Source organism: Janthinobacterium sp. (assembly GCF_009923995.1).
Classification (GTDB): Bacteria; Pseudomonadota; Gammaproteobacteria; order Burkholderiales; family Burkholderiaceae_D; genus Janthinobacterium.
In genome coordinates this window covers 1-9,009 of record NZ_RFSK01000103.1, presented here as the reverse complement: position 1 = coordinate 9,009, position 9,009 = coordinate 1, and the positions used below count along the sequence as shown (strand labels likewise).

Annotated in this window: 11 protein-coding genes; 5 read left to right on the top strand and 6 right to left on the bottom strand. The window is 65.5% G+C overall.

Annotated features, from left to right (window positions below):
* Positions 1–38: 38 nt before the first annotated feature.
* Together EBS11_RS27250 and EBS11_RS27245 are read right to left on the bottom strand one after the other, a co-directional pair.
* Positions 39–434, bottom strand: a complete 396-nt coding sequence (locus tag EBS11_RS27250; RefSeq protein ID WP_290608439.1) for a KGG domain-containing protein — start codon at positions 432–434, stop codon at positions 39–41.
* Between the two features lie 35 nt (positions 435–469).
* Positions 470–982 (bottom strand): phasin family protein, encoded by a 513-nt coding sequence (locus EBS11_RS27245; protein WP_290608437.1) that lies wholly within the window; start codon positions 980–982, stop codon positions 470–472.
* A gap of 345 nt (positions 983–1,327) precedes the next feature.
* Here EBS11_RS27245 and purU point away from each other — a divergent pair, with 345 nt between their 5' ends.
* Positions 1,328–2,209: a formyltetrahydrofolate deformylase gene (gene purU / locus EBS11_RS27240; RefSeq protein WP_290608435.1), complete on the top strand. Its 882-nt coding sequence runs from the start codon at positions 1,328–1,330 to the stop codon at positions 2,207–2,209.
* Positions 2,210–2,249: 40 nt separating this feature from the next.
* Positions 2,250–2,792: a YaeQ family protein gene (locus EBS11_RS27235; RefSeq protein WP_092801035.1), complete on the top strand. Its 543-nt coding sequence runs from the start codon at positions 2,250–2,252 to the stop codon at positions 2,790–2,792.
* A 60-nt stretch (positions 2,793–2,852) separates the two neighbouring features.
* Here EBS11_RS27235 and EBS11_RS27230 read toward each other — a convergent pair whose 3' ends face one another.
* Complete coding sequence (locus EBS11_RS27230; RefSeq protein WP_290608432.1) at positions 2,853–3,638, bottom strand: head GIN domain-containing protein; 786 nt, start codon at positions 3,636–3,638, stop codon at positions 2,853–2,855.
* A 188-nt stretch (positions 3,639–3,826) separates the two neighbouring features.
* On the opposite strand from EBS11_RS27230, the gene EBS11_RS27225 reads away from it, so the two are divergent.
* Positions 3,827–4,462 carry an SAM-dependent methyltransferase gene (locus tag EBS11_RS27225; protein WP_290608430.1) on the top strand — a complete coding sequence of 212 codons (636 nt, stop codon included), beginning with the start codon at positions 3,827–3,829 and terminating at the stop codon, positions 4,460–4,462.
* A 158-nt stretch (positions 4,463–4,620) separates the two neighbouring features.
* On the opposite strand, the gene EBS11_RS27220 is transcribed toward EBS11_RS27225, so the two are convergent.
* Positions 4,621–5,895: a c-type cytochrome gene (locus tag EBS11_RS27220; RefSeq protein WP_290608428.1), complete on the bottom strand. Its 1,275-nt coding sequence runs from the start codon at positions 5,893–5,895 to the stop codon at positions 4,621–4,623.
* On the bottom strand, positions 5,892–6,569 hold the full coding sequence (locus tag EBS11_RS27215) for a c-type cytochrome (RefSeq protein ID WP_290608441.1): 678 nt from the start codon (positions 6,567–6,569) through the stop codon (positions 5,892–5,894). The genes EBS11_RS27220 and EBS11_RS27215 overlap by 4 nt, the downstream gene beginning before the upstream one ends.
* Before the next feature lie 173 nt (positions 6,570–6,742).
* Here EBS11_RS27215 and EBS11_RS27210 point away from each other — a divergent pair, with 173 nt between their 5' ends.
* The gene (locus EBS11_RS27210; protein ID WP_290608426.1) at positions 6,743–8,164 is read left to right on the top strand and encodes a PLP-dependent aminotransferase family protein; all 1,422 of its coding nucleotides are present in this window, start codon (positions 6,743–6,745) and stop codon (positions 8,162–8,164) included.
* Between the two features lie 108 nt (positions 8,165–8,272).
* Positions 8,273–8,620, top strand: a complete 348-nt coding sequence (locus EBS11_RS27205; protein WP_290608424.1) for a DUF4870 domain-containing protein — start codon at positions 8,273–8,275, stop codon at positions 8,618–8,620.
* Positions 8,621–8,641: 21 nt separating this feature from the next.
* Here EBS11_RS27205 and EBS11_RS27200 read toward each other — a convergent pair.
* Positions 8,642–9,009, bottom strand: a 368-nt coding sequence (locus EBS11_RS27200) for an SMI1/KNR4 family protein (protein WP_290608422.1), incomplete at its 5' end; no start/stop codon positions are given.

Here is a 9,009-nt window from a genome sequence, read left to right as displayed (position 1 = left end):
GCCGCGCCGCCACGCCCGGCGCAGGCGTGCCCCGCAGTTCAGCCCTTGTCCTCCTCGCCCTTGTTGTCCTGCCTGCCTGTCTTCGCCTCGGCGCTGCCGCTGCGCGCCGCCGTGCCGCTGCGGCTTTCATTGGCGCGCTGGGCCGATTGCCGGCTTTCGCCGCCCTTGCGGCCGATTTCCGCCATGTGTTCGCGGTTGCGGCTGACGGCTTCGCCGCCCTTCTGCCCGGCCCGGCGCGCCTCTTCCGAATCGAATTCGTGCGCCGTGCCCTTTTGGTGGGCGGCCTGGCCGCCCTTGCTGGCGATTTCGCGCTGCTGCTCTTCATTCATGGCAGCGAAGCCGCGCTTGCTCGTGCCCTTCGTGCTGGCGGCATCGCTGGCCTTCTGGCTGCTGCCGGCGCCCTTGCCTTGTTCGTTTCCTTGATTGCTAGCCATGCTGTTCTCCTTGCGGTCGGGTGGGGATCAGGCGGTCAACGTGCCTGGTCAGGTTGCGGGCTGGTATCGCGCTTGCGGCCGGCGCCATCGCGGTGGTCGCCGGCATGCATTTTTTCGATCAGTTCGCGCTGGCGCTGCGTGGCTTTTTCCGTTTCTTCGGCCGTCTTGCGCACCACTTCGTCGGCGAAGGCGGCAGCCGTGCGGCTCGCTTCGGGGATATGCGTTTCCGCTGCCCGGTTCATTTCGACGTTGGCGTTGGCGACGAGATTGCCCAGCTGCTGCTGGTACTGGCGCAGCTTGTCGCTGCCCGGCTGCAGCTGGGCCGCCGCCAGCGACATGAACTCGCCCGTGTCGCGGGCGCACAGCAGCTGCTGGCTGGCGCGGCCCCATTCCTGAAGCAGGTCTTGCGCCAGCCGCAGGTGGAGCTCGCTCATTTGCTGCGCCGTATCGAACAGCTTGCGCGACAGTTCTGTGGCGAAGTTGAGCTGGGCTTCCAGGTGGGACTTCAGGGCGGGGCTGAGACTGGGATTGATGCTGTCTGTGAACATGTTCTACCTCAATGAAAATCTGGTCCGAGAAACACCCGGCGTACCGGATGCGACGTATGCCGTAACAAGCAAAGGGATAGACGCCGCAGGGCGCGCCAGGTTCCACGCCCGATGCCGGTTTCAGGGCAGAACGGCGCCTGGCCGATGGAAAAATGCAGTGGTTTTGCGCCAGATCAAAGGAACGTGAATCAGCGTGCCGCCGCAGGCCGCCATGCTCACTGTGTGGAAAATGCGGGTTGAGCGGCCCAGCCGTGCGACAATAGCCGGCTCGCGGCAGCGCAGCCGATGGCCGGCGCGCGTGGCTGAGCCGAGCACCGCCTTATTTTTTGACCTGATTCCGCGACCATGACGCATCCCGAATACATCCTGACCCTGTCCTGCCTGGACCAGCGCGGCATCGTGCACCGCGTCTCCGGCTTCCTGGCCGAACGCGGCTGCAATATCCTCGATTCCGCCCAGTTCGGCGACCAGGAATCCCGGCTGTTCTTCATGCGCGTGCATTTCGCGCTGGAAGACGGCGCCATCAGCGACGCCCAGCTGCGCGGCGACTTCGCCGAACTGTCGCAAGCCATGCAGGTGAATGGCCCCTTCCACGGCCAGCTGCACGACGCGCGCGTCAAGCCGCGCGTGATGCTGATGGTGTCGAAGATCGGCCATTGCCTCAACGATTTGCTGTTCCGCTACAAGAGCGGCCTGCTGAACGTGGAAATTCCCGCCATCGTGTCGAACCACATGGAGTTCTACCAGCTGGCGGCCAGCTACAATATTCCCTTCCACCACCTGCCGCTGGCCACGGGCGCGCCGGAAGCGGCCAAGCTGGCGCAGGAAGCGAAGATCATCGAGCTGATGGACACCCACAAGATCGACCTGGTGGTGCTGGCGCGCTACATGCAGATCCTGTCGCCCGGCCTGTGCCAGGCGCTCGACGGCCGCGCCATCAATATCCACCATTCCTTCCTGCCCAGCTTCAAGGGCGCCAAGCCATATGCGCAGGCACACCACCGCGGCGTCAAGCTGATCGGCGCGACGGCCCATTTCGTCACGGGCGACCTGGACGAAGGCCCGATCATCGAGCAGGACGTCGAGCGCGTCGACCATGCGATGGATGCGGACACCTTGACGGCCATCGGCCGCGACGTCGAGTGCGTGGTGCTGGCACGGGCCGTGAAATGGTTCGTCGAGCACCGCATCCTGAAAAATGGCGAGAAGACCGTGGTTTTCCGCTGATACCGACTTCATCATCACTTTTTACCGAGACAGAAACACGATGGCCCTTAAAGCAACAATTTTCAAAGCCGATCTGCAGATCGCCGACATGGACCGCAATTACTACCAGGATCACGCGCTGACCCTGGCGCGCCACCCGTCCGAGACGGACGAGCGCATGATGGTGCGCCTGCTGGCGTTCGCCATCCACGCCGACGAGGCGCTGACCTTCACCAAGGGCCTGTTCGACACGGAAGAGCCTGACCTGTGGCAGAAGGACCTGACGGGCGCCATCCAGCTGTGGATCGAAGTGGGCCAGCCCGACGAGAAGCGCATCCTGAAGGCCTGCGGCCGTTCCGAGCAGGTCATCGTCTACAGCTATGGCGCAACGAGCCACATCTGGTGGAAGCAGATCGCCAACAAGCTGGAACGGGCGAAGAACTTGACCGTGATCAACCTGCCATCGGAGGCGGCGCAAGAGATGAGCAAGCTGGCGCAGCGCACCATGCAGCTGCAATGCACGATCCAGGATGGCCAGATCTGGCTGACGGACAGCGTCAACACGGTGCTGATCGACCGCGAACCGGTCAAGCCGGCCCGCTGATGTTGACTGCCTGAAACGCAAAAAGCCCGGATCGCTCCGGGCTTTTGTCATTGCGGGCGCTTAATTCGGTGCGCTGCCCAGGTGGCGGATGCTGCTCGAACGCTGCATGCTGCGGCTGATGCGCGGCTCGCCGTAGTAGCTCACTTCGCCGGAGCCGCCGATGCTGATGGTCAGCTCGTCCCTGGCCCACACTTCGGCCGCGCCCGAGCCGCCGATGCTCACCTGCACGTCGCGCGCGGCCAGGCGGCCCGCCTGGATATTGCCCGAGCCGCCGATCGATGCCGTCAGCTGCTCCGTCTTGCCCTGGCCCTTGAAGCTGCCGCTGCCGCCGATGGCCACGGCCACCATGCGCCCGTCGAGGTCGCGCACGTCGATGGAGCCGGAGCCGCCCACGTCGAAGCGCAGTCTTTCCCCGCGCAGGCCCGATGCCGTGATGTTGCCCGAGCCGCCCACGCTGACGCGCTCCACGTGGCGCGCCTGGATGACGATGGTCAGGCGGGTCTGGCGGAAGTTGGCATTGCGCCTGGCGGGCCGGATGCGCAGGGTGCCGTTTTCCACGGCCGTGTCGATCAGCGGCAGGATGTTGTCGTCCGCTTCGATGGTGACGCTGTCCGTGTTGCCGATGCGCAACTCGACATTGCCCGGCACGTTCAGCGCCACGCCATTGAAGCTGCCCACTTCGCGCGCCTGCTTCTGCAGCTTGCCGCTGCCCTGGATGCTGTCGCCGGAAATCCAGTCCAGCGGCGAGGCCAGCACGGGCATGGCGGGCAGCGCCAGGGCGCAGGCGGCCAGCAGCAGGGCGCGCGCGGCGCGGGCAGGACGGTGATGGAAAGTGGCGTATGTCATTCTTGCTCCCTGTTTGGAATTGGTATGCGTGCATGGTAGGGCAGCGGGGCGCTCCTGCGTACCGTGCTGCGACAGACTGCAAGGCCGGCGGCACAGAATGCAGGAGGATGCGACAGGATGGCTTGAGGTATCATGCCGGTATTGGACATACGACGACCGGCACGCGCCGGTCCCACTACTGGAATTACATGCTGATCATCACCATCAAACAGGGCAAGGAAAAGAGCTTGCTGGGCCAATCGTGGATTTACGCTTCCGCGATTGAAAAAGTCGACGGCAAGCCGCAGGAAAAGATGAAGCCCGGCTCGACGGCCATCGTGCAAAGCTCGTCCAAGCAATTCATCGCCCGCGCCGCCTACAATTCGAAGTCGCAGATCCGCGCGCGCATCTGGAGCTTCAAGGAAGACGAGCCCGTCGACCACGCGCTGATCAAGCGCCGCGTCAAGGCCGCCATCGAGAAAAAGCTGCCGGCGATCAAGAAGGCGGGCGACAGCCAGCTGTTGACCCTGATCAAGGGCGAGGACGAAGGCTTGCCGGGCCTGGTGGTGCAGCTGTTCGGCGGCGTGCAGGGCTACCTGATCTGCGAATTCAACGCGGGCGGCGTCGATGCGTGGAAAGTGGCCATCGTGCAATCGCTGATGGCCTCGACGGGCTGCGCGAACGTGTACGAACGGTGCAACGAGCTGATGCGCAAAGGCGAAGGCCTGCCCCTGATCGACGGCGCCCTGGCCGGCGAGGAGCCGCCCGATGAAGTCATGCTGACGGACAACGGCGTGCGCTTTGCGCTGGACCTCAAGACGGGACACAAGAGCAAGTTCCGCTGAGAGCGGCTGTGCGAACATGAAAAAACCGGCGCTGGCCGGTTTTTTTATTTTCCTAGGCGGCGCGCCTGCAAAACGTTCAGGGCAAGGCGCATCGACGCAGACAGTACGAATAGTACGGCAAGGAGATGCAACGCCGCCATGGACGTTTTTCAGGCGCGCTACTCCAGCGGCACGCTGCGGTACTTGTTCACCTCCAGGGCGCTCACGGCCGGCGCATCATTGCCCCAGGAGGCCCGCAGATACGTCACCACGGCCGCCACTTCCGCGTCGTCCATGACGGGGCCGAACGGCGGCATGCCGTAGGGGCGCGGGTTGCCCTTGGTGCCGGGCGCGAAGCCGCCGTTGAGCACGAGGCGGATGGCGTTCACGGCCGACTCCGTCGTCAGCGCGCGGTTGCCGGCCAGCGGCGGGTAGCCGGGCGGCACGCCCTTGCCATCGTCCTGGTGGCAGCTGGCGCATTGCGCCGCATACAGTTTCGCCCCCAGCGCCAGCTGCTGCTTGGCCCGCTCCGACGTGTCGCGCGGCGGCCGTTTGACCGCTTGCGCGGGAGCGGGCAGGCTCTTCAGGTAGACGGCCATGGCTTGCACGTCGCCTGTCTCCATGTGCTGCAGGCTTTGCCGCACCACTTCGGCCATGGGGCCGAAGACGGTGGCGCGGGGCGAGATGCCTGTTTGCAGCAATTCCACGATATGCGCCATGTCCCAGTCGCCCAGGCCCGCTTCCGCGTCCGACGTCAGCGACGGGGCATACCAGCCCAGCACGGGAATCAGGCCGCCCGACAGGCCGTCGTCGCTGCCGCCCAGGGTGGTGCGGCTGCTATGGCAGGCGCTGCAGTGGCCCAGGCCCTGCACCAGGTAGGCGCCGCGGTTCCATTCCACGCTCTTTTCCCTTGCCGGCTGGTACACGCCCGGCTTGAAATACAGGGCGCGCCAGGCGGCCAGGGCGATCTGCTGGTCGTAGGGGAAGCGCAGCGCATGCGGCTGATTGCTTTGCCGGTGCGGCGGCACGCTCTGGAAATACGCGTACAATGCGTCGCTGTCCTCGCGCCGCACCTTGGTGTAGTTGGTGTACGGGACGGCGGGATACAGCAGGCGGCCATCCTTCGACTTGCCGTTGTGGAGGGCGCGCCAGAAATCGTCGGCCGTCCAGCTGCCGATGCCCGTTTCCCTGTCCGCCGTGATGTTGGGCGAGAGCACCTTGCCGAACGGCGTCTGCAGGGCGCGGCCGCCCGCGTAGGCGACGCCGCCCCGTGTCGTGTGGCAAGCCATGCAGTCGCCCGCCTTGGCCAGGTAGGCGCCGCGTTCGATCAATTGTTGCGGGGTCAGGGTGCTGGCGGCAGCCGGCGGCCCCGGGTCGTCGCCCGGATACAGCAGGAACAGGGCGCCGGCAGCGGCGATGGCCACGCAGGCCATGGCGATGAGGGCTTTTTTCATGGCGCCACCTGCGCCGTGGAACCGGGGACGCCGCCGCAGTGCAGGGGCAGCGGCAAGGCGATGCTGCCGGCGGGGCGCGCCTCGGCGCTGGCCACCTGCGTGCCCAGCCAGGCCGACACGGCGCCCACGTCCGCGTCCGACAGGCGCTGCGCCACCTGCGCCATGCAATCGGGCGCCTGGGCGCGGCGGATGCCGTTCTTCCACGCGCCCAGCTGGGCGTTGATGTAGTCGCGCGGCAAGCCCAGCAAGCCGGGGATGGCGGGTGCCGCGCCGGCCAGCTGCTGGCCGTGGCAGGCGATGCAGGCGGGAATCTTCTTGCCGGGATCACCCTGCAGCACCAGTTGCCGGCCCCGCGCCAGGGCCGCCGTGCCGGCGCCGCTGGGCTGGGCCGGCGGCGGGGCAGGGTGCTGCGCCGCGAAATACGCGGCGATCTCGCGCAGATAGTCGTCCGGCAGGTGCTCCACCATGTAGTTCATCAGCGGATACTGGCGCCGGCCCTCGCGAAAGTTCAGCAGCTGGTTGTACAGGTAGCCGGCCGGCTTGCCGGCGATGCGGGGAAAGAAGGCGTCATGCTTTTCCTGCTGCGCATGGCAGGCCGTGCACGCCTTGATGCGCTGCTCCAGGCTGTCCGGCACCGTGGCCGCCGTGGCCGGGGCGGGCAGCAGGGCCGCCATGCCGGCAAGGAGAAAAGAGAGCCTGGAAATGGGAAATCGCATGTAAGTGTCACCTGTCTGGGCTGGCCGGGGCTGCTGGCATCATTGCCAAGGATATACTGTGTGCTGATATTGGAACAGGATCAGTTGTGCGGAAAAACTACGGATCAGTTTTGGGAGAGGCAGGCGTGCGCTTGAAGCGATATGAAGTGCTGGCGGACGAGGTCGCCGCCATGATAGCCACGCAGCTGCTGCTGCCCGGCGACAGGCTGCCTTCCGTACGCCAGCAGCATGCGCGCAGGGGCGTGAGCCCGTCGACGGTGTTCCAAGCCTATTATCTGCTGGAGGCGCGCGGCATGATCGTCTCGCGGCCCCGTTCCGGCTATTACGTGGCGCCGCAGCGCGCCGCGCTGGCGCCCGAGCCGGACAGTTCCAGCCCCGCCGCCGCCAGCACCACCGTCGATGTCAGCGACCTCGTGTTCGAAGTGCTGGGCGCCGTGGGCGCGCGCGACATCGTGCCCTTTGGCTCGGCCTTTCCCAGTCCGCATCTGTTTCCGATGGAGAAGCTGGCGCGGGCCGTCTCGGCCAGCATGCGCCGCCTCGACCCGTGGAGCACGGTGACGGACCTGTCCATGGGCAATGCCGAACTGCGCCGCCAGATCGCCCTGCGCTACCAGCTCGACGGCGTTCCCGTTTCCAGCGACGACATCGTCATCACGAATGGCGCGCTGGAAGCGCTGAACCTGTGCCTGCAAGCCGTCACGCGGCCCGGCGACACGGTACTGATCGAGTCGCCCAGTTTCTACGCCTGTCTGCAGGCGCTGCAGCGGCTGGAACTCAAGGCCGTCGAGATCGCCACCAGTCCCCGCGACGGCGTCGACCTGGCGGCGCTGGAAGAGCTGCTGCTGCGCCACCGTCCCAAGGCGTGCTGGCTGATGACGAATTTCCAGAATCCCCTGGGCAGCCTGATGTCGCCGGAAAAGAAGCGCGCGCTAGTGGAATTGCTGGCGCGCCATGCGGTGCCGCTGATCGAGGATGACGTGTATGGCGAGCTGTATTTCGGCAAGCAGCGTCCTGGCTTGACGAAAAGCCATGACGGCGCGGGCCTCGTCATGCACTGCAGCTCGTTTTCCAAGACGCTCGCGCCGGGCTTTCGCCTGGGCTGGGCCGTGGCGGGCCGCCATGCGCGCCAGGTCGAGCGCCTGAAGCTGACGACGAGCCTGTCGGCGCCCATCCCGCTGCAGATGGCGCTGGCCGACTACCTGGCGCAGGGCGGCTACGACCGCCACTTGCGCCAGCTGCGCCTGACCCTGGCGGCGCAGCAACACACCATGCTGCAGGCCATCGCCGTGCATTTTCCGCCCGGCACGCGGGTCACGCGGCCGCAAGGGGGCTATTTCGTGTGGGTTGAGATGCCCGTGGGCGTCGATGCGCTGGCCCTGCACCGCAGCGCGCTGGCGGCCGGCATCAGCATCGCGCCCGGCCCCATCTTTTCGGCCACGCGCGCATTTCGCCACTGTATCCGCCTCAATTACGGCCACCCGTGGAGCGCGCAGCTGGAGGCGGCCATCGCCACGCTGGGACGGCTGGCGCTGGCGCTGGCGGCGACGGTTTAGCCGAGAGGCTTAGCCGAGAAAAAAATCCCTGCTGCAAACAAGTGTTTCATTCCAAAAAGAAATATTACTGTTATATTGGTGTATCTATAACTAATGATGGGAATGATAATGGAAAACTCGCAGCCGGAAGTGGGTCGTACGCAAGATACGACGATCGCCATCCTGTCCCATATTGGCGGCCTGTTCACCAGTTGGGTGGCGCCGCTGATCATTTATCTGATCAAGAAGGATGATGCGGACAAGTTCTCGGCCGAGAATGCCCGTGAAGCGCTCAATTTCCAGATTACCCTGATTCTCTGGTACATCGTCTGCTTCATCCTGACCTTCGTCATCATCGGCATTTTCATGTTCTGGCTGGTGGCGCTGGGCAATCTGGTGTTTTCCATCATTGCCGCCGTGAAGGCCAGCAATGGCGTCGTCTACCGTTATCCCCTGACCTGGCGTCCCGTCAAGTAAGGCCGTGCCGGGCGTCCCGCGTCAGCCGGGACGCCCGGGTAGTGCGAGAAATGCAGCGAAGTCGGGCGCCACCATGGTGGCGGCCCCTGTTTCATGCGACCACAGCACGACCACGGGCTCGCCCGACGGTCCCGTTTGCGCATAGTCAAGGCAATAGTAGTCGCCCGTGCCGAACCGGGCGAAGGGCAGCAGGGCGGCGCCATCGTCGCCGTCTGCATGCGCAAGCCATTCCTGCCAGTCCGTGTTGTAGTGACGGCTTATCGATTCCCACGTCTTGCGCGCATGCTCCGCGTCGTAGACGGGAAACACGCATAAGGCGCCCAGGGCGCGGCCATTGTTTTCCAGCAGCCATGCCACGTAGGACGGGGGCAGGGTGCGCCCCAGCGCCT

Excerpts from the sequence above, each read along its gene's own strand:
- EBS11_RS27250 (WP_290608439.1), bottom strand. The coding sequence starts at position 434 with ATGGCTAGCAATCAAGGAAACGAACAAGGCAAGGGCGCCGGCAGCAGC.
- EBS11_RS27245 (WP_290608437.1), bottom strand. The coding sequence starts at position 982 with ATGTTCACAGACAGCATCAATCCCAGTCTCAGCCCCGCCCTGAAGTCC.
- purU (WP_290608435.1), top strand. The coding sequence starts at position 1,328 with ATGACGCATCCCGAATACATCCTGACCCTGTCCTGCCTGGACCAGCGC.
- EBS11_RS27235 (WP_092801035.1), top strand. The coding sequence starts at position 2,250 with ATGGCCCTTAAAGCAACAATTTTCAAAGCCGATCTGCAGATCGCCGAC.
- EBS11_RS27230 (WP_290608432.1), bottom strand. The coding sequence starts at position 3,638 with ATGACATACGCCACTTTCCATCACCGTCCTGCCCGCGCCGCGCGCGCC.
- EBS11_RS27225 (WP_290608430.1), top strand. The coding sequence starts at position 3,827 with ATGCTGATCATCACCATCAAACAGGGCAAGGAAAAGAGCTTGCTGGGC.
- EBS11_RS27220 (WP_290608428.1), bottom strand. The coding sequence starts at position 5,895 with ATGAAAAAAGCCCTCATCGCCATGGCCTGCGTGGCCATCGCCGCTGCC.
- EBS11_RS27215 (WP_290608441.1), bottom strand. The coding sequence starts at position 6,569 with ATGGCGGCCCTGCTGCCCGCCCCGGCCACGGCGGCCACGGTGCCGGAC.
- EBS11_RS27205 (WP_290608424.1), top strand. The coding sequence starts at position 8,273 with ATGGAAAACTCGCAGCCGGAAGTGGGTCGTACGCAAGATACGACGATC.